Source organism: Haloarcula sp. CBA1131 (genome assembly GCF_008728975.1).
Taxonomy (GTDB): domain Archaea; phylum Halobacteriota; class Halobacteria; order Halobacteriales; family Haloarculaceae; genus Haloarcula; species Haloarcula hispanica.
This window is the reverse complement of record NZ_RPCY01000001.1, coordinates 2,906,068-2,927,549: the sequence shown is the minus strand read 5'-3', so window position 1 is coordinate 2,927,549 and position 21,482 is coordinate 2,906,068. Positions and strand designations below refer to the sequence as shown.

The 21,482-nt window shown below is 62.3% G+C and carries 26 protein-coding genes and 1 pseudogene; 13 read left to right on the top strand and 14 right to left on the bottom strand.

The features are described from left to right. The first annotated feature begins 253 nt into the window (after nucleotides 1–253). Nucleotides 254–1,120, top strand: a complete 867-nt coding sequence (locus Har1131_RS14895; RefSeq protein ID WP_129756029.1) for a DUF4013 domain-containing protein — start codon at nucleotides 254–256, stop codon at nucleotides 1,118–1,120. Between the two features lie 42 nt (nucleotides 1,121–1,162). Here the strand turns inward: Har1131_RS14895 and nreA are convergent. Continuing rightward, a pseudogene (gene nreA, locus Har1131_RS14890) lies at nucleotides 1,163–2,451 on the bottom strand (DNA repair protein NreA). Between the two features lie 100 nt (nucleotides 2,452–2,551). Between nreA and Har1131_RS14885 the strand changes: the two are divergent. Genes Har1131_RS14885 through Har1131_RS14875 form a run of 3 tightly spaced genes read left to right on the top strand, consistent with a single transcriptional unit; the run spans nucleotide 2,552 to nucleotide 4,138 of the window. Further along, nucleotides 2,552–2,947 carry a hypothetical protein gene (locus Har1131_RS14885; protein ID WP_008310867.1) on the top strand — a complete coding sequence of 132 codons (396 nt, stop codon included), beginning with the start codon at nucleotides 2,552–2,554 and terminating at the stop codon, nucleotides 2,945–2,947. 47 nt (nucleotides 2,948–2,994) lie between these two features. Beyond that, nucleotides 2,995–3,591 (top strand): ribonuclease HI, encoded by a 597-nt coding sequence (rnhA, locus tag Har1131_RS14880; protein WP_004964067.1) that lies wholly within the window; start codon nucleotides 2,995–2,997, stop codon nucleotides 3,589–3,591. Next, nucleotides 3,584–4,138, top strand: a complete 555-nt coding sequence (locus Har1131_RS14875; protein ID WP_014039530.1) for a hypothetical protein — start codon at nucleotides 3,584–3,586, stop codon at nucleotides 4,136–4,138. The genes rnhA and Har1131_RS14875 overlap by 8 nt, the downstream gene beginning before the upstream one ends. 83 nt (nucleotides 4,139–4,221) lie before the next feature. Here Har1131_RS14875 and Har1131_RS14870 read toward each other — a convergent pair whose 3' ends face one another. Continuing rightward, a complete protein-coding gene (locus tag Har1131_RS14870) occupies nucleotides 4,222–4,581 on the bottom strand; it encodes a PadR family transcriptional regulator (protein WP_064287836.1) in 360 nt (119 codons plus the stop codon). A 297-nt stretch (nucleotides 4,582–4,878) separates the two neighbouring features. Between Har1131_RS14870 and Har1131_RS14865 the strand changes: the two genes are divergently transcribed. The 3 genes from Har1131_RS14865 to Har1131_RS14860 all read left to right on the top strand — a co-directional run bounded on the left by Har1131_RS14865 (nucleotide 4,879) and on the right by Har1131_RS14860 (nucleotide 7,099). Beyond that, the gene (locus Har1131_RS14865; RefSeq protein WP_004593839.1) at nucleotides 4,879–5,412 is read left to right on the top strand and encodes an inorganic diphosphatase; all 534 of its coding nucleotides are present in this window, start codon (nucleotides 4,879–4,881) and stop codon (nucleotides 5,410–5,412) included. A 131-nt stretch (nucleotides 5,413–5,543) separates the two neighbouring features. Continuing rightward, the gene (locus tag Har1131_RS22555) at nucleotides 5,544–5,669 is read left to right on the top strand and encodes a hypothetical protein (RefSeq protein WP_004518538.1); all 126 of its coding nucleotides are present in this window, start codon (nucleotides 5,544–5,546) and stop codon (nucleotides 5,667–5,669) included. 86 nt (nucleotides 5,670–5,755) lie between these two features. Beyond that, nucleotides 5,756–7,099 carry an alkaline phosphatase family protein gene (locus tag Har1131_RS14860; protein WP_014039532.1) on the top strand — a complete coding sequence of 448 codons (1,344 nt, stop codon included), beginning with the start codon at nucleotides 5,756–5,758 and terminating at the stop codon, nucleotides 7,097–7,099. Nucleotides 7,100–7,146: 47 nt separating this feature from the next. Here Har1131_RS14860 and Har1131_RS14855 read toward each other — a convergent pair whose 3' ends face one another. Further along, nucleotides 7,147–8,220: a tubulin/FtsZ family protein gene (locus tag Har1131_RS14855; RefSeq protein WP_008310846.1), complete on the bottom strand. Its 1,074-nt coding sequence runs from the start codon at nucleotides 8,218–8,220 to the stop codon at nucleotides 7,147–7,149. Nucleotides 8,221–8,348: 128 nt separating this feature from the next. Continuing rightward, entirely contained in the window at nucleotides 8,349–8,624 is a 276-nt protein-coding gene (locus Har1131_RS14850) for a helix-turn-helix domain-containing protein (protein ID WP_014039534.1), read from the bottom strand. A gap of 142 nt (nucleotides 8,625–8,766) precedes the next feature. Here Har1131_RS14850 and Har1131_RS14845 point away from each other — a divergent pair, with 142 nt between their 5' ends. Then, on the top strand, nucleotides 8,767–9,297 hold the full coding sequence (locus Har1131_RS14845; protein ID WP_050038270.1) for a type II toxin-antitoxin system RatA family toxin: 531 nt from the start codon (nucleotides 8,767–8,769) through the stop codon (nucleotides 9,295–9,297). 15 nt (nucleotides 9,298–9,312) lie between these two features. Here Har1131_RS14845 and Har1131_RS14840 read toward each other — a convergent pair whose 3' ends face one another. Further along, nucleotides 9,313–9,981 carry a halocyanin domain-containing protein gene (locus Har1131_RS14840; RefSeq protein ID WP_014039536.1) on the bottom strand — a complete coding sequence of 223 codons (669 nt, stop codon included), beginning with the start codon at nucleotides 9,979–9,981 and terminating at the stop codon, nucleotides 9,313–9,315. Between the two features lie 127 nt (nucleotides 9,982–10,108). Between Har1131_RS14840 and Har1131_RS14835 the strand changes: the two genes are divergently transcribed. Together Har1131_RS14835 and Har1131_RS14830 are read left to right on the top strand one after the other, a co-directional pair. Continuing rightward, nucleotides 10,109–10,858, top strand: a complete 750-nt coding sequence (locus tag Har1131_RS14835; protein ID WP_014039537.1) for a hypothetical protein — start codon at nucleotides 10,109–10,111, stop codon at nucleotides 10,856–10,858. A 47-nt stretch (nucleotides 10,859–10,905) separates the two neighbouring features. Further along, complete coding sequence (locus Har1131_RS14830) at nucleotides 10,906–11,088, top strand: hypothetical protein (RefSeq protein ID WP_014039538.1); 183 nt, start codon at nucleotides 10,906–10,908, stop codon at nucleotides 11,086–11,088. A 29-nt stretch (nucleotides 11,089–11,117) separates the two neighbouring features. On the opposite strand, the gene Har1131_RS14825 is transcribed toward Har1131_RS14830, so the two are convergent. Beyond that, nucleotides 11,118–11,867 carry a hypothetical protein gene (locus Har1131_RS14825; RefSeq protein ID WP_050038271.1) on the bottom strand — a complete coding sequence of 250 codons (750 nt, stop codon included), beginning with the start codon at nucleotides 11,865–11,867 and terminating at the stop codon, nucleotides 11,118–11,120. A gap of 78 nt (nucleotides 11,868–11,945) precedes the next feature. Here Har1131_RS14825 and Har1131_RS14820 point away from each other — a divergent pair, with 78 nt between their 5' ends. Then, nucleotides 11,946–12,251 (top strand): MazG-like family protein, encoded by a 306-nt coding sequence (locus tag Har1131_RS14820; protein WP_050007456.1) that lies wholly within the window; start codon nucleotides 11,946–11,948, stop codon nucleotides 12,249–12,251. Here the strand turns inward: Har1131_RS14820 and dnaJ are convergent, their stop codons facing one another. Continuing rightward, nucleotides 12,252–13,406: a molecular chaperone DnaJ gene (gene dnaJ, locus Har1131_RS14815; RefSeq protein ID WP_050037554.1), complete on the bottom strand. Its 1,155-nt coding sequence runs from the start codon at nucleotides 13,404–13,406 to the stop codon at nucleotides 12,252–12,254. Nucleotides 13,407–13,652: 246 nt separating this feature from the next. Here dnaJ and Har1131_RS14810 point away from each other — a divergent pair, with 246 nt between their 5' ends. Then, nucleotides 13,653–14,171 (top strand): hypothetical protein, encoded by a 519-nt coding sequence (locus Har1131_RS14810; protein WP_014039542.1) that lies wholly within the window; start codon nucleotides 13,653–13,655, stop codon nucleotides 14,169–14,171. Nucleotides 14,172–14,257: 86 nt separating this feature from the next. Here the strand turns inward: Har1131_RS14810 and Har1131_RS14805 are convergent, their stop codons facing one another. Continuing rightward, complete coding sequence (locus Har1131_RS14805; RefSeq protein ID WP_014039543.1) at nucleotides 14,258–14,566, bottom strand: HalOD1 output domain-containing protein; 309 nt, start codon at nucleotides 14,564–14,566, stop codon at nucleotides 14,258–14,260. A 622-nt stretch (nucleotides 14,567–15,188) separates the two neighbouring features. On the opposite strand from Har1131_RS14805, the gene Har1131_RS14800 reads away from it, so the two are divergent. Continuing rightward, on the top strand, nucleotides 15,189–15,998 hold the full coding sequence (locus Har1131_RS14800) for a TrmB family transcriptional regulator (RefSeq protein WP_050037555.1): 810 nt from the start codon (nucleotides 15,189–15,191) through the stop codon (nucleotides 15,996–15,998). 37 nt (nucleotides 15,999–16,035) lie between these two features. On the opposite strand, the gene Har1131_RS14795 is transcribed toward Har1131_RS14800, so the two are convergent. From Har1131_RS14795 to Har1131_RS14770, 6 genes are all read right to left on the bottom strand, one after another. Next, nucleotides 16,036–16,353: a hypothetical protein gene (locus Har1131_RS14795; protein WP_151147089.1), complete on the bottom strand. Its 318-nt coding sequence runs from the start codon at nucleotides 16,351–16,353 to the stop codon at nucleotides 16,036–16,038. A gap of 455 nt (nucleotides 16,354–16,808) precedes the next feature. Further along, entirely contained in the window at nucleotides 16,809–18,713 is a 1,905-nt protein-coding gene (dnaK, locus tag Har1131_RS14790) for a molecular chaperone DnaK (protein WP_050037556.1), read from the bottom strand. A gap of 165 nt (nucleotides 18,714–18,878) precedes the next feature. Continuing rightward, nucleotides 18,879–19,565 carry a nucleotide exchange factor GrpE gene (locus tag Har1131_RS14785; protein ID WP_014039547.1) on the bottom strand — a complete coding sequence of 229 codons (687 nt, stop codon included), beginning with the start codon at nucleotides 19,563–19,565 and terminating at the stop codon, nucleotides 18,879–18,881. Between the two features lie 75 nt (nucleotides 19,566–19,640). Further along, entirely contained in the window at nucleotides 19,641–19,832 is a 192-nt protein-coding gene (locus tag Har1131_RS14780) for a DUF1328 family protein (RefSeq protein ID WP_014039548.1), read from the bottom strand. A 44-nt stretch (nucleotides 19,833–19,876) separates the two neighbouring features. Next, on the bottom strand, nucleotides 19,877–20,497 hold the full coding sequence (locus Har1131_RS14775; RefSeq protein ID WP_014039549.1) for a hypothetical protein: 621 nt from the start codon (nucleotides 20,495–20,497) through the stop codon (nucleotides 19,877–19,879). Nucleotides 20,498–20,587: 90 nt separating this feature from the next. Beyond that, entirely contained in the window at nucleotides 20,588–21,478 is an 891-nt protein-coding gene (locus Har1131_RS14770; RefSeq protein ID WP_151147086.1) for an RNA-guided pseudouridylation complex pseudouridine synthase subunit Cbf5, read from the bottom strand. Nucleotides 21,479–21,482: the final 4 nt, after the last annotated feature.

Genomic DNA, 21,482 nt, shown 5'->3' with positions numbered 1-21,482 from the left:
CTTCACATGCCCGAACTGTGATGCGTGTGCAACGGTCGACGGTGGCGTTCGAGAGCGCCTGTTGGTTGTTGGATGCCCAGTCTGTGCCGGGCCAGTCGATACCCCGGCGTTCGTCGAGGTTTCGCCACACAGCACCGATCGCACCTGAGCCACGCCGTTGCCCGCACTGAATTGGTCCGAGAGCTGCGATGTCTGGATCGCAGCTTTCACTGATTACACAACTTATTTGAACCTATCTTAAGACTGACTGAACATGATAGAAGACGCACTTCGCTACCAGACACAGGGCGATGACTGGGTCAAACGCGTCGCCCTCGGTGGCGTCGTACTGTTTTTCGGCTTTTTGCTCGTTCCGCTGTTCACGTTCCAGGGATATATGCTCGAAGTGATGCGCCGGGTCCTCAGGGGCGAGACTGACGCTCCACCCGCCTGGGACGAACTGGATCTGGTCGACATAACTGTCGACGGAGTCCGGCACGCGGTCATCGTTATGGGGTACGGTCTCTTGCTCACCCTCGTGCTCGCTCTCCCGGTCCTGCTGATTATCGGCGGTGGACTCGGCGACTCAGGGGGGCTGCTGCTCCTTGGCTTTCTCATTGCTGCCTTGCTCTACTTTATTGGCGTTCTCGCAATGGCAGTGATACTGCCCGTCGCGACAGGGAACTTCGTCCGGGCTGATAGTATCGCTGCGGGTTTTGACCGGGATGTTCTCTCGTCTGTCGGGACAAGTCGAACGATGCTGATGGCCGTGGTGATGGCGTTTGCGGTCAACGTCATCGTCTCCGTTGGAGCGACCATTCTGGGATTCACCATCGTCGGCTACCTCGCGGTTCCGTTCCTCGCGTTCGTCGGCCAGTCGGCCATCATGTACGTCTGGGGGCGTGGCTTCGCGGACGCATACGAGGAGGAGTACGGCGAACCGCCGCTCGCACCCACGACTGCGACCGGCGGGACACACGGGTCCGGGCCAGCCACGACAGGGACCACTCCGAGCGTGGATGAACCGATAGGAGACAGCGATACTGACCAACCGAGTTGGAGCGACGACACCGACGAGAGCGGATTCGGCACTTCAGCCTGGGACGACGCCGGTGACGGTGACAGCGGGCGACGCCGATAACGGTTGCTGGATACGGGTCGTTTACCGCAACGCGAAGCGCTGTTAGAAATCGCTTAACTGCGACTGGAGCCCGGCGACCAGTTCGGACTTGCGCCGTAATTGCCCGAGGGTGACGGGGAGTTGGTCGGCGATGGCCGTCAGCGTCTCCTTGAAGGACTGGGCGGTCCCGGGTTCGCCGTCGAACGCGTTGCGGACACCCTCGCGTACCTGCCAGACGCCGACCGGGGCCCAGTAGTCGTCGGTGATCTCCCGCAGCACCAGACACTTCGCCTGTCTGTCGCGCTCCTGCAGGTGTTCGAGGACGCCGAGTCGAGCCGCGTAGTACGCCCCTGCAGTCTCCTCAACGTAGGCGGTCCGTCCCTCGTAGCCCTCGTGAGCACTGGACATGTAGTAGCCCGTCTCGGGACGGGGGTTCCAGACGCTCTGGGGGCTTTCATCTCGACGAGTTCGAACTCCCAGCGGCCGGGCGCAAGCACCACCCAGTAGCGGTTTCCCATGTACTCGTTGTACCACAACTCCGGCTTATCGATGGTGTCGGCGTTGCGGAGCGTCCCGCGGACGTACTGCCCGACCGTGTCGTCGACGGCGGTGATCGACCACCGCGTCGGCACTAGCGACCGCTCGCTGGCCTGCCCGAGCGCACCCGCCGAGAGGATGGTGTTGATGTCGTACACGTCGAACCCACGGCGGTACAGATACGCCATCGCACCCTCCGCGCGCCAGTCGTCGTCCGACAGCGTCTTTTCGACGGGTCGGGGAACGTGGGGGTTCTCCGCCAGATCGGCACCAGTCGCGTGGGCGCGCGGCCCCGTCGGCGTCCCGACGTCGTCGAAGTTCACATCCATCTCGGGAGTGCCGTCGAGACCCACCTCCACATCGACGGGATGGTCCGCGATAGCGACTTCTCGCTGGACGCCGACGAAGCCGTTCCAGACGTCGTGAACCCCGCCACCGCCCCGCCCGCCGCCGGCGCTGACGGAATCGACTGATGTCGTCTGGGTGGAGTTCACCATGCCGGTCCGGCGCTGGAGGACGTCCTCGATACCAAGTCCCTCCTGGTACCAGTCGCCGCTGGTCGCGAACCCGGCAGCGGCGGCGTCGGTATCGACCGGGGAGAGCAGGCCCGTCGAGACATTGGGATACCCCGACCGGCCGACGAATATCTCCGGGGCTGTCGATCCGAACAGCGAATCGCCCTGCACTGCGGCCTCGAACTGCTGCTCGACGTCTTCGAGGTGGTCCGTGATGGCGTAGGATTTCTCCGCCGCAAGGCGGCGCCGCTGTGCGGCTTCGTCCTCCTCGAACCCCTCGATGAACTCGTCGAGTTGCATCTGTCACGCCTTCGGTCCTCCCCGATAAGAACCTTTCCGGCGGTCCGTGGGAGAGCAACTCTTACAGGGTTGGATTGAGTAACAACAGGTGATATAAATCATGGTAGATACAACGAAGTGGTTCCTCCTCGGCGCGACGCTGGTCAGCATGGTCGTCGTATTCGTCTCTGCCGTCATTCCCGTCGCGTACCAGCAGGCGCTGGTCAACCTTCTCGTCGGAGAACTCGCGGCCCTCACGCTCGCACACTCCACCTACCGCGTCTCGTCGGGGAAACAGGTAAGCCCCGTTGCAGCGGCGATAGCCATTCTGTCCGGGATTGTCCTGTTTCTCTCACCCATCCTCATCGAGCCTGTCGACCCAATCCTGTCGATAATGTTCGCCGCCGGAGCCGTTGTCACCGTCGGCGGGCTGGTCGGTGTTCTCGGTCGGGTACTCGGCGGTGAAGAGGGTCGACAGACCGGTGCCGAGCGAATCAGCAGAAACGCCGGAAACTGACGGGCCGACCACAACGTCTATACCGACGGGTCAGCCACCCTCGGACAATGCCGGTCATCGAATGCGACGAGACGACGGCCCGCGAGCGACTGGCGGACGCGGGACTCGACATCCAACAGGGAAACACTGACCACGAGCGCTGGCGCGTCGAATACGGCGGCGCGACGGCGGTCGCCTACGACGGAAAAGTCGTCGTACAGGGTGAGGGGACTGCACGACTTGAGGCCCTGCTGCGCGGCACTGACGGCGGGCGCGTCCATGCATATTTTGATGGCGCATCGCGGGGTAACCCGGGACCAGCCTCGGTCGGCTACGTGCTGGTCAACGACAGCGGGATTGTCACGGAGGGTGGAGAAACGATAGGAACGGCGACAAACAACCAGGCGGAGTACAAGGCGCTCATCCGCGCGGTTGAAGTCGCACGCGATTACGGATTCGACGATGTCCATATCCGGGGTGACTCAGAGCTTATCGTCAAACAGGTCCGTGGCGAGTGGGATACGAACGACCCCGAACTGCGCGAGCACCGTGTCCGTGTCCGCGAGCTACTGACAGACTTTGACGACTGGCAGATCGAGCACGTTCCGCGGGAAATAAACGACCGTGCAGACGAACTAGCTAACGACGCACTCGACGATGACTGACCTGCCGACAGATGTGACCGAACAGGCCGAACGGCTGACCAGGCTCGCTCGCGAAGTAGTTGATGATGCCGAGGCCGACGCCTACAGGACTGAACGCGACGAAATCCTCGCGGAGTACGACTACACTGCCCGTATCAGAAACGACGAGACGGGTGACGTACTCGTCTGCCATCCCGTCGAATGGGTCGATGACGGCGTCATCCGTCCGGAGCGGGTCGACGACATCGACCGTGGCGTCGAGATACGGCTTTCGGGCCCCGGCGACCCGGACGAGTGGGCGGAAATCGACGCTGCAAACCGAGCCGTCGTCGAAGCTGTGACCGAAACACACGGTGAGACACACGGCGCCAACGCGGAGCTGCTCGCCGATTTCATGGGTAACCACTACGCGAAGCCCATCTCGGAGGCGACACCGGACGAAATTCAGGAGTTTCGGGACGACTACGTCCGACGGAACGCGTGGCCAACTGCGGAACAACAGTCGGCCCTCGACCAGTCGATCCGTCTCACTGTGGAAGAAGCCGGTGGCCGCGTCCCCGACGCGTAACCGTTCGGTATACCCGCCGGTAGCCAGGTTTGGTTCGCGTTAAGAATTGATTAACAGTAGTTCGCAGGTGCCCAGATGCGAGTCTACTGCTGCGCCGTGATCAGATCACGGAGTTCGTCGGCTCGACCGTCATCGGAGATGAACTTCCCGAACACCCATCCGAGCTGGTCGAGGACTGCGTCCTTGCCCGACTCGGTCAGGGAGTACTGGTTCGTTCGCTTGTCGAGTTCGCTCTTCTCGACGAGCCCCATCTCGACGAGGTCGTCGAGGTTCGGGTACAGGCGACCGTGGTTGACTTCGTCGTCGTAGTATTCTTCCAGTTCGCGCTTGATAGCGAGACCATACCGTGGCTCTTCAGCGAGTATTACCAGGATATTCTGCTGAAAAGCGGTAAGCTCTTTTGCGATGCCCGGACTGTCAGTAACTGTTTGTGCCTCTGACATAGTTGAGTAAATGTCAGCAAGCTATTTAACACTTGTTAACTCTGGCGCACAACGCCTGCTGTGGGGCATTAACCACCACACAACTAGCAGGTACAATAATTTCGAGAAAGTTATATTATATGGGTTCAGTTAAATTGAGTTTCCGATTAATCTGCTTTCAGATTGTCGTTTACAGGTAGTAAGTGTAATCTAAGAATATATCTATAGTTAGATATTATTGGGTTATATAGCGCATAATACCGAATAGCTGTGGCTATTACGAAAGGATTTTTTGACGGCGTCGCGCAGTCGCCGGTGATGACGAACCTCTGGGAAGACCTGGAAACTGGACCGAACCCGCCCGAAGAGATCTACGCTGTCGTCGAGTGCCTGAAAGGCGAGCGCAACAAGTACGAATACGAGAAGGACATCCCTGGTGTCGTCCTCGACCGTGTTCTCCACTCGAACGTTCACTACCCGTCTGACTACGGTTTCATCCCGCAGTCGTACTACGACGACGAGGACCCGTTCGACGTGTTAGTCCTCGTCGAAGACCAGACGTTCCCCGGCTGTGTCATCGAGGCCCGTCCCGTGGCCCTGATGAAGATGGATGACGACGGCGAGCAAGACGATAAGGTCATCGCAGTTCCGATCGAGGACCCGCGCTACGATCACATTGAGGACCTCGACGACATCCCGCAGCAGACCCTCGACGAGATCGACGAGTTCTTCTCGACTTACAAGAACCTCGAAGAAGGCAAAGAAGTCGAAACGCTGGGCTGGGAGGACAAAGAAGCCGCAAAGGACGCTATTGTCCACGCCCAGGAACTGTACGACGAAGAGTTCAACTGACGCTTCCGGGACCACATTTTTGCGGTTTTGTTCCACCGCCGCCGTATTTCCAGAAGTAATACCGGCAGGTGTCTCCGATTATGTATGAGCATGGGTAATTTTTTGTCCGTGTAACTACTATCGATACGTGTATGGCTACTGATGACACCGACACGGCGCTGGACCACACGACTGTCGTTCCGCGAGTCGAGCGGCGGTCGACACCCGGAATCGCACATCTGACCGTGGTTCCGGAGAACGCGGACCAGTCGTCCTGAGCGTGGGCTGTATCGATGGTTTTGCCGCTTTCGGTGACGCGGCTCCGAAAAGAAGTTTCTTGTTCCTGACCTGACTAACGGGTCGTATGGGATTATTCGACCGATTGAAGGGAGACGACGCACCGCGTGTTGCCTTCTTCGGCATTGACGGCGTACCGTTCAGCCTCATCGACGAACACCCCGACGTGTTCCCGAACCTCACGGAGATGGCATCGGACGGAAGCGCCGGCCCCATCGACAGCATCGTCCCGCCCGAGTCTAGCGCCTGCTGGCCGGCTTTGACGACTGGCGTTAACCCCGGACAAACGGGTGTCTACGGCTTTCAGGACCGCGAGGTCGGGTCATACGACACCTACGTCCCGATGGGGCGTGACGTGCAGGCGACGCGTCTCTGGGACCGCGTCACCGATGATGGCCGCAACGCGACGGTTCTGAACGTCCCGGTCACGTTCCCACCCCAGCGGAACGTCCAGCGGATGGTCTCGGGCTTCCTCTCACCGGGCGTGGACAAGGCCGCCTACCCGGACGAACTCCGAGATCACCTTCAGGACAGCGACTACCGGATCGACGTCAACGCCAAACTCGGCCACGACGACGACAAGAGCGATTTCGTCGAGGACGCCCACAAGACGCTAGAAAAACGCTACGAAGCGTTCAAACACTACGTCGAGCAGGACGACTGGGACCTGTTTTTCGGGGTGTTCATGACCACTGACCGGGTCAACCACTTCCTGTTCAAAGACTACGAGCGCGACGGCGAGAACCAGGAGGCGTTCTTCGAGTTCTACAAGCAGGTCGATGCCTATCTCGGTGACCTACGCGACCGACTCCCCGACGACGTGACGATGGTCGTCGCCTCGGACCACGGCTTCACCTCCCTCGACTACGAGGTTCACTTCAACGAGTGGCTCCAGCAGGAGGGGTGGCTCGACTATGCGACCGACGACCATTCCGAACTCGGCGACATCAGCGAGGACACGAAAGCCTACTCGCTCATCCCCGGCCGCTTCTACATTAATCTGGAGGGCCGCGAACCGAACGGCAGCGTTCCCGAATCCGAGTACGAGTCCGTCCGTGCGGACCTCAAGGAGAAACTCGAATCGCTGGAAGGCCCGGACGGCAAGAAGGTCGCCGACCGTGTCGTGACCAAGGAAGACGCCTTCCGCGGCGACCACGATGACATCGCGCCGGATCTCACCGTCGTTCCGAACCACGGGTTCGACCTGAAGGCCGGATTCAAGGGCTCCGATGACGTCTTCGGTGTCGGGCCGCGAAACGGCATGCACAGCTTCGACAACGCGACGCTCCTGGTTGATGACCCGGACGTTCGCATCGAAGACGCCGACCTCTACGACATCGCGCCGACCGTTCTCGACCTGCTCGACCACGACTTCGACCGCGCGAAGTTCGACGGTAGCAGCCTCGCCTGAGGCTGCCGTCTCAGTCGAGTGATTCCGGTATCTGCGCCGAAAACAGTTTAGAACAGTCCGTCCAGTTTGTCGTTTGTGAACTCGTCCGGGTCGGTCGTCCCGCCCTGGGAGTCGGCCGCCTCGCGGGCGCGCTTCATGAACTCGTCGACCCGTTCGGACCGTTCGACGCCCGAAAGGACGATGAGCGACGCGATTTTGTCGGAGCCGAGCGGGAAGTCCCCGCCCCGGACCTCCATGCTCCCGGTCTGGTCTTCCACCCAGCGGCGCGCTCGTTCGACGCCCTTCCGCGAGAGGCGTTCGGGGTCGCCCGCGACGACGAGGAGGGCCGAGTCGGCCTTGACCGCGTTGGGCAGGCTCATGCTCGTGAGGAGGGCTTTCCGGGTGACGCTGGTGATGGTGTTGACGTTCTCGCCAGCGTCCTCGCTGGCCTCGGCGCTGGCGTAGCCGATGGAGGCGATGCCGCCGCCCCTGAGCGTGTTGATGATCTCCGAGGAGTCGACGACGCTCTCACCGACTCCCTCGACAGCCTCGCCGGAGGCAAACAGCAGGCCGACCCGCTGGGAGATAGCGTCGTTGACGCGTTCGAACCCGGCAGCGACGCTGTCGCCGCTGCCCCGCCAGGCGTCGTTGTCGACGAGGAGGAGGGAATCGGCCTCGCGGGCGGCGGTCTTGAGCGAGCGACCGGCGTTTGCCTGGTACAGACCGCCTTCGTCCCGGCCGGGGAGGATGCCGAGGACGTACACCGGCTTCTCGTAGATGCGCTTGAGTTCGCGGGCGAGCATCGGTGCGCCGCCGGAGCCGGTGCCACCGCCGAGTCCGGCGACGACGACGATGGCCTCGGCCTCGGTCGTGATGCGCCCGTCGAGTTCGTCGAGCACCTCGGTGGCGTTCTCCTGCATAATCTGGGCCCCGAGTTCGTTGTCACCGCCGACGCCGTGACCTTTCACGCGGTCCTGTCCGATAAGGGCCGTGTCGATATCGAGGTTCTGGAGGTCGGCTCGCGCCGTATTAACGGCGAGGGCCCCCCGGACAGCGTCGAACCCCATGTCGTAATCGAACTGGGCAAGCGACTGGGTTACTTTCCCGCCAGCCTGCCCGACACCAATCAGGACGACTTTCATACCAGATGTCTTGTGAGGCTGACTAATCAACGTTGTCCTCACACTGTCAACGGGCGACAAGGAGCGGTAAAACGGTTCTTGGCGCGGAATACAGGGTTCGATTACTCGACGTGAGTCGTGTCGGGTGGCTACTCGACCTGCAGCGTGTAGATCCGTTTTCGCGCGTCGGCGAAGGAAAACCGGGAGTCGATAACGCCGACATCTTCGAGGCGGGAGAGTGCGTACCGGACCGTCCGCGGTGGCAGCAGCGTCTCCTCGGCGAGTTGGCTCTGAGTCAGAGTCTCGTTGTACTCCAGGACTTTCGCGACGAGTTTCGCGCTCGGCGGGAGATCGCGGACGGCGTCCCACCCGCTGGTCTCGTGCTCGCTGTCGGTATCAGCGGACTGGATATCGGATGCACTCATGGTACTGTCACTATATCCAATACAGAGTGATAATATTTTCTGTTCGTAATTATGCTCTGTGGAAATGTTTCGGCAAAAAGCGCGGCCACGGCCGGGGTTCGATGCCCGAAAGTTTACCTTCAGTACATCCGGTGTCACAGACGTGGACGAAGTCGAGGTCAGCACGGTCGTGTACGTCCCACCCGAAGAGGTCTACGAGTTTCTGTTGGACTTTCCGGGCTACGCGCGATACTCGGAGTATCTCGATCGCGTGGTACAGGACGGCGACGGCTCGCCGGGGACGAACTACGACCTCGTGTTCTCGTGGTGGAAGCTCTCCTACACCGCTCGGTCGGCGGTGACTGACGTTTCACCGCCGACGCGCATCGACTGGCGGATCGTCAAGGACATCGACGCCGAAGGGTACTGGGCAGTCGAGCCTGACCCGGACGGCGTCCCGGCGGACGTGGAGACGGCGTCACGGGTGCGGTTTCACGTTGCGTTCGACCCCGGGTCGGCCTCGGACAATGCCGTCGACCTCCCCAGACTCGTTTCGATGGACTGGGTCATCGAGAAAGTCAAGCCGCTCATCCGCAAAGAGGCGACCAAAATCGTCGAACGTGTCGTCGAGGACCTCGAAGGGCAGGAACGGGACGTCGATCTGGATATTCACGCCGGTCCGGATTCGGTGTAACGCGGCGACGGAGCGTTACTCGGGCGTCTCGTAGTCGCCGCCGTACCGGATGAAGAAGTACGCGAGTCCGAGCGTCGCGACCATCACGAACGAGGTTGCGACGCCGAGCGTTTTCGCGCTGTTTGGCACTTCCGGCGGGCCGGAGCTCCCACTACCACCACCGCCGCCGGAGGACTTCGCTGGGTAGTCCGTCCCGACGACGACGGCCCCCTTCATGCCGAGGCTCTCGTGTGGCACGCAGACGTAGGGGTAGATGCCGTCCTCCTCGAAGGTGTGCTCGTAGTTGACGCCGGCGCTTGAGACAGCGCTACCGGAGTCCAGCGGCCCGTCGCCGTCCGAGACGACGTTGTGGCCGCCGCCGTTACCTGTCCACTCGAACTGGACGGTCGCGCCGTTGTCGACGTGAATTGCGGGCGGGCCGAAGCCGAAGGCTCCGCCGTTGGCCTGCACGCCGACCTCCACCGTCGCTGTGTCCTGTCCGGTTGCGTCGACGGTCGACCCGTCGAAGTTCCCTACCTGGTCCAGGAAACCGCCGTAGTCCGGCTCGCCGCCGCCTCCACCGCCGTCGCCGCCCTCGGTGCCTTCCTGTGCGGTCGCGGTGCCTGCTGCGGCCGACGCAGCCGTGGCCCCTGCCGCCGTCCGCAGGAAGCCCCGACGGGACACGTCCGCTCTACCGTCTGTCATACCTGACCGTTTGTGACTCCCCGTCCTGAATATGTCGGTTTCGAATCGGGGCAGTACTCTTCACAGCATATCACAACTGCCACGGCTGCCGTGAAACATTTAACGCCGGTAGAACGAAACCACCGGTATGTCTACCGGAAGCCACGGGGTCGTCGGCGGGATCCGTATCGACCTCAATAGATTACACGAAACGTGGATGGAACTCGTGTATCCACGTCAGCGAAACGCTAACGACACCGTCCTCGGGACGTGGACGCCGGACTCCTCGGTCGGGTTGGCCCTCTATCGCCTCTGGTCTGCGCTCGGGGTCCCAGTCATCGCGCTGGTGTATCCGCTGGTACTGTGTGGCGTCGTCCTGCGCTACCAGACCCGTCGCATCGACGGCACGGCGACCCGCCTGGGCGTTGTCGGTGTCGTTCTCCTCTCCGTCGTCGCCTGGGGTGGCCTGGCGGCTCTCGCGCGACTCGAACCGGGGAGTATCGACCTCGTGTCGGGTGGGTTCACCGCCGTGGTTGTCGCCGGCGGCGTTGCGACGCTATCGAGCGCGCTCGCGGTCACGTTCCGGCGGGTCGGCGGCCGTGGGACGACGGTCGCGCTGGCATATCCGTTCGCTATGACGGCCATTTTCCTGCCGCCGGTCGTCGCAGCGCTGTACTCGACGACCGTCGCCTCGGTCGTCATTCCAGCGAGCGACTCGCTGTCGCGGTGGTTCCTCTACGAGGTGCTGGCCTCCGTCGGCGTCGCTGAGTTCTTTATCGAGAACTTCGACCGGGAAGGTATCGCCTACGTCATCATCTGGCTCGGCATCTCTATCCCGCTGGGGTGGGTGCTCGGCCTACTGGTGACGCTTGCGGACTTCGTCCGCCCGACAGAGTAACCGCAAAGCCAACGTTTAGACGACCCGGGCTCCAATGATCGGCTGTTATGGAATTCGATACGACAAAGACTGCAATCGCCTTTCTCGTCCTTGTCGGGGTAATGGTGAGTGGCTCGTTCATGGGAATGCCTTCGAGTATCGCACTTCCCGTCAGTGTCGGGCAGATAGTCGTCTTCGCGCTAATTCTAGCGCTCGGCGTCAAACACGGCGAGTACCGCGCGACTCGCTAAACGGCCCCGTAGCGGACGATTAAAAGGAGCTACGACGGCGTCGTGTCGTCTGGCCGAACAACGGTTTCTTCCGGCGCATCCCCGTCAGCAACAGCGATATCCCCAGTCTCGTCGCCACCGAACACCACCGTCGCGCCGGCCCGCATCGGTGCAAGCAGTCCGGCGATGATTGCCCCCGCCGTCGTCATCGGTGCCCGGAGCGCGACAGTCGTCTCCGCGCCGATATCGTAGTCTGCGACGACACGACCGCTTTCGGCCATGAGTTCGCCGTGCGTGTACGTTCTGTCGGCCGCCAGCACGTTGTCCTCGGGCGCGACTTCGCCCGGCGGCTGGAGCGGGTTCTCGCTCCACAGCTCCCGCTCGAACTGGGCGATGGTGGGATCATCGACTGGGCCGCCGTATGCTAATCCTTTCGTTCCCGGCCCCTGCGTGTAGCGGTCGAGCCACGCCGCTGGTGCGACCAGTGCTGTCGCATCGACCGCATTCGGCGGGTCCATATCGACGACCGCGCCATCGAGCGCGGCCGCGAGGAAGGCAAGCAGCGCGTCCGGCCCGTCCCGAAGGTAGCCCAGCTGGTCCTCGTCAGTCGGCTCTTTCGGGCCGACGACGACGGCGACCCGCGTCCCGTGCCGGACGCCGTAGTGCCGCAGCAGATTCCCGCCTTTCCAGGCGTTCGTGGCGAAATCGGAGTAGCTGTACGGTGTCGACCGCTCCGGCGAGCGAAAGAGAACGCCGTCGCGGTCGCGGGCCTGCGCGACAAGGTCACCGAGTACCTGCATGTGTCGTCGTTCGGTCCCGCCGATGAAAAACAGCGCGGCCACAAAGCCGATATAAGTGGCCCCCTCCACGCTCTAGAAATGAAAAGGCAACAACAAGTCGCCGACGTGCTCAGATACAATGACTTCGACACACCGCCCGCCCACCGGCTGCTCGACGTGGTGGCTGAACTCGGTGACATCGCGGCCGAAGTCAACGAAACGACCGGCTACGGTACCGACTCGACGGCGCTGTCGATACGGGAGGAGGAACTCGGCGACGCCCTGTTCGCGCTGCTCGCGCTGTGTGAACAACTCGATGTCGATGCCGACGCCGCGCTCTCGGCGGCGCTTGCGAAGTACGAGGGTCAGTCCGGCTCAGACGGGACGCCGGCGAGCGGCGACTGACTACAGCGAGTTCTTCAGTTTCTCGAAGAAGCCTTCCTCGACGTCGACCTCCTCGCCACCGGCCTCCGCGAACTGTTCGAGGGCCTCCTTCTGTTCGGCGTTGAGGCTGTCGGGCGTGACGACCTGCACCTGTACGTAGAGGTCACCCTTGCCGCGTCGGCGGAGTCGCGGCATTCCTTTGCCCTCCAGTCGGAACACCTCGCCGCTCTGGGTCCCGCTGGGCACGTCGACTTCGACTTCGCCGTCCAGCGTCGGGACAGTGATGGTGTCGCCGAAGACGGCCTGCGGGAACGAGATGGCCTGCTGGTGTTGCAGGTCGTCGCCGTCGCGCTCGAAGTCCGGGTGGTCGCGCACGCTCACCTCGATGAGCAGGTCGCCGTTCGGGCCGCCGTTCTCGCCGGGCGCGCCCTCGCGCTCCATCCGGAGCGTCTGCCCGTTGGCGATGCCGGCCGGGATCTCGACTTCGAGGCTCGCGTCGTTCTGGACGACGCCGTTGCCCCGACAGGTCGAACACGTCTCGTCGTACAGCGTTCCCTCGCCGTCACACCGGCGGCAAGTCGTCCGCTGCTGAACCCGGCCCATCGGCGTCTGCTGGACCTGCGTCGTCTGGCCCTGCCCGTTACACTCCGGGCAGGTCTCCGAGTCGGCCCCCGGCGGATGCCCGGCCCCGTCACAGTCGTCGCAGGCTTCCGGCCGGGTGACGTTCAGCTGCTTTGTCGCGCCGTTGTACGCCTCTTCGAGGTCGATTTCCAGTCGCGTCTGGAGGTCCTGGCCCTGCCGCCGTCGGCTGCCACCGCGCCCACCGCGGCCACCGCCGCCGAAGAACTGGTCGAAGATATCCTGCATATCGAAGCCGCCAGCGCCGCCGCCGAACGGGTCCCCGCCCATGCCGCCGCGGCCGCCGCCACCGCCAGCGCCGCCGCGCTTCTCGGCCTGCTCGAAGCGCTCGTGGCCCATCTGGTCGTACATCTGGCGCTTCTCCTCGTCGGTAAGGACCTCCTTGGCTTTCTTGGCTTTCTTGAACTTCTCCTCGGCGTCGGGGTCGTCGCTCACGTCCGGGTGGTATTCCCGGGCTTTCTCTCGATAGGCCTCCTTGATCTCGTCTTCGGAGGCGTCCCGAGAGACACCGAGTATCTCGTAGAAATCCTGACTCATTCGTTGTACGAGGCTTAGACGATTGAGCTACTTCAAAAGAACGGGTTGCCGACTAGTAGTGTTTGACTGTACTGCTTACACACTGATCACACTGCTGTCGTGCGATCAGGTGTGCATTGCTGTTCAATGGCTACTATAGCTCTTTACCGTGGTCCAATTGAACGGGTCCTCGAACATTCAACTAACGACTCCAGCGTTCGGACCGTACCGGGGCGCTTATTTCCGTGCCGGGGGAGGATTCGGGCAATGAATCCTGAGTCGTCGCGTGGTCACCGGGGTCTCGTCACGGTCGAGCGAGTCGCAGTCTGGGGGCTCGCGGCGCTGGCCGTCGTCGGGCTGGCCGCACTCGTCGTCGGCCCCGGCGCGGACCTGCGGACGGCGTCCCCGTCGGTCACCATCGACGGCCAGTTCGACGCCGAGGCAGGGGCGGTCACGCTTACCCACGCTGGCGGGGACAGACTCACGGACACCAGCACGCACGCGCTGGCGCTCGTCGTCACTGATGCCGACCGGAACCGCTCGACCACGCTGACGTGGGCTGAGGCGGACCAGCTACCCGTCGAATCTGACGATACAATCGTTCTTGACGACCCGCGCGTGGACTCAGACGGTGACGGTAACTACCTTGACGGCGACGTCTCCGTCGGCTTCTTCCTCGACAGCGGCGATACGATTGCGGTTCGCTGGACCGGCCGCCCACTCGGTGCGCCGGGCGAGCGGACGACGACGCTCGACACAGTGACGCTCGGTAACGAGACTGGCTGACTGTTTGCACCTCACGGGCGGGTCCGTATAGCGTCTCCGGGAAGCGTCACCGGCCGCCATCGGTGGTGTGCCTGTCCTGCAAACGGTCACGAACGGACGGGCCCGGTGCGGACATACACGTCCCCGGCTCCGGTCACGGTCACTGCGTAGTCGTCCAGCTGAAACGAGAGCGAGACGGCTCTGTCCGGACCTGATGCATGGACAAATAGCTCGTCAAGCGCGTCCGGATCGAGCGTTTCGATGAGGGGCGATAGCTCTATGGCCTCTCGGTCAGCCGCGATCGCGACCGTTTGCATCACCGCGACTGACGGTGAGACAACGTCCCAGTCGAACTCCGCGTGGAGGGTGTCCGGGTCGTCAGATGTCCGGTCGGGCCGCCTGTCGGACCCACTCATTACTGGAAATATGTCTATCTATCATATTAATTCTACTGTCAATTCATCAGTTGGATATGTGATGTATAATACGGCTACCTAATACCCGAGTGAACACCGGTTACGTGTCCGCGAATGTACAGTACTGGTTACAGTTTATAACCGTAGGCTGATACAATAGCTATCTGATGAACTTGCTTTTCGGAGTGAACTGTTTCCATCGGGCGGTGAAGTTACGGGCAGCGAGATGACTGCTGAGTTCTATCTGACAGCGATCCGCTTCGGCCGAATCACGTTCCGGACACATCGCTCAAAGCCTGTCGGACCGACTTTTTGAAAGTAGCACGCAGCAGATGTGGTTGGGACACATAGATTGCTGCGTGCCAACTACTCATAGTCAGGACCCATGTATAACAGTTGTGTGATTAATTGAGTAAATATAACTGTCGCGTAGAAACAACGTCGACACACATCACCGATTACAACGGCTAGAGGCCCATTCAGTTACGATACACCGTGGATCGTTCGTCGACCACCGCTCACTGAGACGAGAGCCGACAGTGTTACAGTAACAACGTCTTTTACCTGTGGGCGTCATCTCTCTACACATCCTCGGCTTCCACCGAGATGAAGGTTGGGACACATGACATCTGATGCAACACACGAAGAAGCAGTAAGTTTACTCCAGGAGTTGGGCCTGAAAGAGTATGAGGCGAAATGTTTTGTCGGACTCTCTCGGATGTCCAGCGGTACAGCGAAGGGACTGAGCGAGGTGACGGAGGTCCCGAGAACGCGGGTCTACGACGCCGTCCGGATTCTCGAAGCGAAGGGGCTGGTCGAGGTCCAGCATTCCAGTCCCCAGCAGTTCCGGGCCGTCCCGCTCTCCGAGGCCACCGAAACGCTCCGCGATCAGTACGAAGAGCGCGTCGAACGCCTCCAGTCCGCGCTACGCGAGATGGGAAGCATCGAGTCCGACGACGACGAGGCCGAGCTACAGGAGGTCTGGTCGCTCACCGGGTCCGAAGCTATCGAGAACCGTGCCGCGGCAATCATCGGCGACACGACCAACGAAGTGGTCCTCGTCATCGGTTCCGACGCGGTCCTCACCGAGCCACTGATCGAGCAACTCAATTCCATCGACTCGGATATCGACCTTATCGTCGGAAGCGGGTCCGCTTCGATACGGGACCGCGTGGAACAGGAAATCCCACGCGCGACCGCGTTCCTGTCGGAACTGGACTGGCTCCGCGGCGAGATGACACCGCAGGAAGACGCTGCTGTCGGCCGGCTCCTGCTCGTCGACCGGTCGGCAATGCTCGTCAGCTCAATCGACCCGCAGAATGGCGACGAACAGGCCATCTTCGCGACCGGACTCAGAAACGGACTCATCGTCATCGCGCGCCGCCTCCTCTCGCAGGGCGTCGTGGAAATGACGCCACTCGAACAGGATTAGCGAACAACGCAGTTCGGGATTTTGCCCTCCCTATCTCTCACTCGTCGTAGTTCTCGGAGAGGAACGCAAGGAGCGGTCGGACCTGCTCGTACTCCGGGCCGCGTGTTACCCAGTGGGTCTCCCGGTCCCATTTGATGAGCCCTATCTCCGCTAACTTCGGGAGATGCCGGTGATAGAGGTCCGCCGGGATTGCCGGCTCGCCCACTGGTGTCCGACCGCCGTCGAACTCCGAGATGGACGGCCGCCACCGCTCCGTGTCACGTATCGCTAAGAGTATCTGCCGACGGTCTTCGTGTCGCACCGCGTCGAGGTGGGTGCTCAGCCGCTGCGCTTGTATCTGTTTCTGGTTGCTCACTGTGCGGCCGTACGCTCGACTATCTGATATATATGCGCTATTTTCATTATCTTATACTGTTTTGATTATCAGGGTTACCTGCGCTAGGCGATCCCTACTAATACTCCGATTCCTTGGTTAGGAGGATCGGAACAGCGATGTGCCCGCTCACAGCGATTGTCAACTCAACATGATGGAACGCAGCCATGTACTGAACAGATACTCCTACTGACCCAATCCGACCGCTTCGTGAATCCGACAACGCTCCCCAGACCCGTGGATTCAGCTTCAGCACTTCCGGCACTCAAAAAATATGTGCCGTTCACCGTTGCGAGCCCACCAGACACGTCTAACGAGCTGGTGAAAACGACTTATTCTTCGTCATCGTCTTCGAGACGTTCGCTCCGCTCACGTCTCGAAACACCGGAAGATATCGCTTCGCTCATCTTCCGAGCCGACGACTCGGCCTCGTCCTGTTAGTCCTCGTCCTCGTCGTCGACGTCTTCGAAGTCGGCGTCGACGTACTCCTCGCCCTGCTCTGCAGCGCCGCCTGCTGCGCCACCTGGTCCAGCGGCTCCGCCGGCCCCGGCTGCGCCGCCCGGACCAGCGCCCGCGGCACCGCCGGCGGCCTGCTGGGCCTGGTCCTGGTACATCTGCTTGCCGATCTCCTGCAGTTCCTCGCTCAGGGTTTCGGTGACCTCCTCGTAGTCTTCCTTCGTGGCGTCCTCGTCTTCGAGGACTTCCTCGACGTCCTCGATTTTCGCCTCGATGTCGGACTGGAGGTCTTCGTCGATCTCCTCCTCGTTCTCGTCGAGGAGCGTCTCGGCACGGCGGACGGACGCTTCGGCCTCGTTGCGCGCTTCGATGCGCTCGCGGCGCTGCTCGTCCTCTTCGGCGTGCTGTTCGGCCTCCTGTTGCATCTCCTCGATCTGGTCGTCGGAGAGGCCAGCACCGCCTTCGATGGTGATATCCTCCTTGTTGCCCGAGCCCTTGTCCTCGGCTTCGACGTTGACGATCCCGTTCTCGTCGATGTTAAAGGACACTTCAATCTGGGGCGTGCCCGCGGGGGCCGGCGGGATGCCGGAGAGCGCGAACGCGCCGAGCAGTTCGTTCTCCTCGGCAATCTCACGCTCGCCCTGGAAGACGCGGATCTGGACCTGCGTCTGGTTGTCTTGAGCGGTCGTGAAGATCTTCGACTCCTCGGTCGGAATGGTCGTGTTCTTGTCGATGAGTCGCTCGAACAGGCCGCCCTTGACCTCGACACCCAGCGATAGCGGCGTCACGTCGAGCAGGACGATGTCGTCCACGTCGCCCGAGAGGACGCCGGCCTGAATGGCCGCGCCCAGCGCGACGGCCTCGTCGGGGTTGACGTTCTTCTTTGGCTCCTGCCCGGTCATCTCTTCGACCTGGTCTTGCACCTGGGGCATCCGCGTCGAACCGCCGACGAGGATGACCTCGTCGATGTCGCTCTTGGTGTAGTCCGCGTCGGCGAGCGCCTGCTCCGTCGGGCCGACGGTGCGCTCGATGAGGTCCTCGGTGAGCGACTCGAACTTCGCACGCGTGATCTTCTGTTCGAGGTCCAGCGGCCCGTCGTCCGTGGTCGCGATGAACGGGAGGTTGATGCGGGTCTCCTTGCGCGAGGAGAGTTCTATCTTGGCTTCCTCGGCGGCTTCGGTCAGCCGCTGGAGGGCCTGCCGGTCGTCGCGCAGGTCGATGCCGTGTTCGGCCTCGAACTCGTCGGCGAGGTAGTCGATGATGGCGTGGTCCCAGTCGTCGCCACCGAGGTCGTTGTCCCCGTTGGTCGCGACGACCTCGTAGACGCCTCCACCCAGGTCGAGGATGGAGACGTCGAAGGTGCCGCCCCCGAGGTCGTACACGAGGACGGTCTGGTCGGACTCGTCGTCGAGGCCGTAGGCCATCGCGGCCGCGGTCGGCTCGTTGACGATGCGCTCGACCTCGAAGCCGGCGATCTCCCCGGCGTCCTTGGTCGCCTGGCGCTGTCGGTCGTTGAAGTACGCCGGGACGGTAATGACGGCCTTCTCGATCTCGTCGCCGAGGTACTCCTCGGCGTCGTGTTTGATCTTCTGCAAGATCATCGCCGAGACCTGCTCCGGCGTGTACTCCTCCCCGTCCAGTTCGACCGAGTAGTCGTCCTCGCCCATGTGGCGCTTGATCGACTGGATGGTCTCGTCGGGGTTCTTTACCGCCTGGTTCTTCGCCGGTTTCCCGACGAGTCGCTCGCCGTCGTCGAACGCGACGACAGAGGGTGTCGTCCGCTCGCCTTCGCCGTTGACAATGATTTCGGGGTCGCCACCTTCCATGACCGCGAACGCGCTGTTCGTGGTCCCAAGGTCGATACCCAGAATCTTGTTGCTCGCCATCTTACCCGCTCATAGCGGATTGCGCCGGTTAAAAGTTGCTAGATGTACTGACCGGAAAAACGGACAAAGGGGCCTCCTCCGGGCGGTTTTATACTCGGTGGCGTTCCCTGACCGGTGATTATTTAATGTACCGCAATACGACCGCTATACCATCGTGGTCGCCCGCTACTCCTCGCTCTCGCTGACGGTGACCTGTGCCTCGCGTAGCACTTTGTCGGCCATCTCGTAGCCCGGCCGGTGGACATCGGCGATGGCTCCGTCCGGCTGGTCGCTGTCGACGCGGGCGAGCACCTGATGCTGTGTCGGGTCGACGTCTCCGCCGGGCTCGGGGTCGATGACCTCGACGTTCTCGGCGTCGAGCACGTCGTCAAGCTGACGGAGCGTGGACTCGACCCCGCCTCTGATATCGGTGTCCTCGTCCTGTCCGAGCGCGCGCTCCAGATTGTCCCGAACGTCGAGCAGCCGCGTCACGAGGTCTTCGGTGGCGCGCTTCTGTTCCTGTTCGCGGCGCTTGTCCATCCGCTTTTTGTAGTTCTGGAACTCCGCTTGCTTGCGCTTGAGCTTCTCCTCTAGCTCCTCGATGTCGTCGTCCTGCTGTTCGACCTGCGATTCGAGACTGTCTACGCGTGTCCGCAGTGCGGAGAGTTCCCGAGCGACGTCTTCGGGGTCCGATTCGGCGACCCGGTCGACCAGATCGTCGTCGACGTCGAACTCGCCCAGGTCAACCTCGTCCGCGGTGACGTCCTCGGGGGCGTCTTCGAAATCCGCGTCGACGTTGCCGTCCGCTTGCGCCTCGCTCGCGGTCGACTCCTCCGTCGCGGCCGTGTCGTCGGCTGCGTCCTGCTCGGTCATACCCGATAGAAGTCGTCACATGGATAAAAGGATTCAGAAACGGTGTGGCGGTGACACTACCCACCGAAGCCGGCGTCACAGGAGGAAGCTAACGACCATCAGGACGAGGAACACGACGACGAGTATCTTCGCTATTCGCATGCTGAGCCCCGCCACGCCCCCCAGGCCGGCCAGCCCAGCAACGACGGCGAGGACGAGAAACAGCAGCGCCAGTTCGAGGAACCCGCCACCGGGCTGAAGCGGGACCGCAGTTAGTAGGTGCTTCATGCCGTTGTGTACCACCCCATCCTGATTTATTATAGATCCCCTAATCAGGGACCGATGGCGAACGCGCCGGGGTCGTACTGGAACCGCGTTCGATAGGCAGTCCACTCACCGAGTTCTTTCAAGCGGTATTTCGCGAAGGAGGGGTTCCGAACCAGTTCCAACTCTGCGAGCCGTTCCCGGACCGGGTCGAAAAGGGTCGCCCAGTCGAGTTCCCGGAGCGATTCGTCCGGGTTCGCCTCGCTCTCAGTGAACGTTAGTCCGTCGTCTGTTCGCTCGATGGTCCCGTACTGGTACCGGGTCCAGACGGTATACTCACCGAACGGAACGGTCTCAGTGGGTGGCGGCGGTCGACGGTACTGCGCCTGAAACCGCTGGTGTAGTTCGTCGCCACCCCACAGCACTCCGCGGGTAAGGAGCTTGATCCGTCGGTTGGCGTCAACACCGCTGTTGTAGACGATACGTGCGTGTTTGTATTCGCTGGACCGGAACTGCTCGGCGACGTCGTCGTCATGGTGGATATCGATCTCGTACTGATACGGCAGTGGCGTCCGACTTGCGCGTTCGAGCACTGAGACCGTCTCCTCGCCCCGGCGCAGGTCGTCGTACGGTCCCGTTCCACGCCACTGCGCCGGGTCGGCCTCGTCGGGGTCGACCCATCGGTCCATACTAGTACTATGCGTGAAGCGTTCTTAGCTTTTCCCGCGGCTCATGAGTCCCTGACCCGGAATTATCGACGTTGGCCCCGGAACGACGACCTACACCAGCACGCGGTCGAGTTCGACAACGAGGCCGCTGTCGGCGTCCGGGTCGCCGACGAGCGTTCCCAGACAGACCGCAGCGCCGTCGGGCGTGACACAGACAACCTGCGAACCCGTCTCGGGCGTCGCGTCGCCGGCTTCGGCCGGCCCAGTTTCGATGACACCCGGCGCATACACCGGCGCACCGTCTTCGACTTCCCGAGCAGCACTCGGTGCAATCGTGACCCGCGGCAGGTGGACCAGCGCGCGCTCCGCCGGCTGGACAATCTCGCGGAGTTTCCCCTCGTCACCCTCGTCGGCAAACGCTAGCGCGTCGACGAGGTCGTGCATCGTCGACAGCGACGCGTCGTCGAAGGTACCGGTCGCCGTCCGGCGGAGATCGCCCATGTGTGCGCCGGTCCCCGCCGCCAGCCCGATATCGTGACACAGTTTCCGGATGTACGTGCCCGAAGCGCACCGGACGCGCAGGAGCAGCCGACGCTCGCCCTGTTCGAGGATGTCCAGCGAGTGAATCCGCCGCGCGCGCAGTTGGCGCTTGACCGCGCTCTTCCGGGGCGGCTTCTGGTAGACCTCGGTCTCGAACTCGGCGACGATATCCGCGATGTCGGCGGGGGCCTGGTCGTGGAGTTCGAGCACCGTCACGTACTCCTTGACAGCGTCGTCGAACACCTGCGCCATCCGGGCGGCGTCGCCGAGCAACACGGGGAGACAGCCGGTCACCTTCGGATCGAGGGTCCCGCCGTGGGCGACCCGGTCCTGGTCGGTGGCGTCGCGAATCCAGGCCGCGACCTGGTGGGCCGAGGGTCCCGGGGGCTTGTCGAGGTTGACGACGCCGAAGGAGCGAAGCGAGTCCAGGTCCCGGTCGTCGGGCGGGGCACGGAGCGTCATCGAC